2 protein-coding genes are annotated in these 936 nt (G+C 43.6%); one reads left to right on the top strand and one right to left on the bottom strand.

Translation table 11 applies throughout. From position 1 onward, the window contains the following. Window positions 1–390, bottom strand: a 390-nt coding sequence (locus tag A3750_RS18370) for an OsmC family protein (protein ID WP_068548581.1), incomplete at its 3' end; no start/stop codon positions are given. Between the two features lie 224 nt (window positions 391–614). On the opposite strand from A3750_RS18370, the gene A3750_RS18365 reads away from it, so the two are divergent. After that, window positions 615–936: cyclic nucleotide-binding domain-containing protein (locus A3750_RS18365; RefSeq protein ID WP_156498719.1), on the top strand; the 322-nt coding region annotated here is incomplete at its 3' end.

The following is a 936-nucleotide window of genomic DNA, read 5'->3' as shown; positions in this document are numbered from 1 at the left end:
GATTTCAACACCGGCCTTCTCAAGCATAATTGAGGCCGAGCAGTATTTTGTTGCAGATAGTTCAACGGCGCGTTTGACGAGCGAATCCTTGAGTTTCTTGCCTGTCACTACAAAGTGGATATCAATCTTGGTGAACACGCTGGGAACCTCATCGGCTCGTTCAGCGTTGATTTGCGCAACGCAGTCGCTTACATCTTGCCTGGATTTCTTCAAAATGCTCATTACATCGAAGCTTGTGCAACCGCCAAGCCCTAGAAGCATCATTTCCATTGGTCTAGGGCCTTGGTTTTGACCTCCGTGATCAGGTGGTCCGTCCATAGTAATTTCATGGCCTGAGCCTGAGGTAGCAACAAACTTGGCTTCGCCACCCCAACGAATTTCGGCTTTCATAAATCTACCTGTGTTTCATTGAATGTGCCGCGAGATTAACACAAAAGACAATCGCCGTTTAAAAAATGTGTATTTGATTAATTGGTCTATACTTTTAGATATCAATAAGTTGCTGAGCACTATTAGTTCCGTTCGTTTGACGGATACAGTGATTTGGCAGAGTATAAAAAAGCGAGTCAGCGAGTTGTTAGTTGCTTGCATGTGTGCATAAAAAGGTGTGTTAAATGTCCACGATCTTGAAACCAGTAGAAAGTAAAACCAAACACTTAGATTTCTTTTTGAGTCAGTGTCACCGCCGCAAGTATCCCAGCAAAAGCACTATTATTTATGCCGGTGATAAAAGCGACTCTCTGTTCTACATTATCAAAGGCTCCGTGACTGTCATCATCGAGGATGACGATGGGCGAGAGATGATCATGGCGTATCTAAATACGGGTGATTTCTTTGGTGAAATGGGCTTGTTCGACAATATGGACTCGCGGAGTGCTTGGGTTAAAGCAAAGTCTGAATGTGAAGTAGCTGAAATTAGCTATTCTAAATTCCGAG

The sequence above is a fragment of the Oleiphilus sp. HI0079 genome, assembly GCF_001635105.1.
Note: the sequence above shows the minus strand (reverse complement) of the source record. Positions and strands in the feature narration are given on the sequence as shown.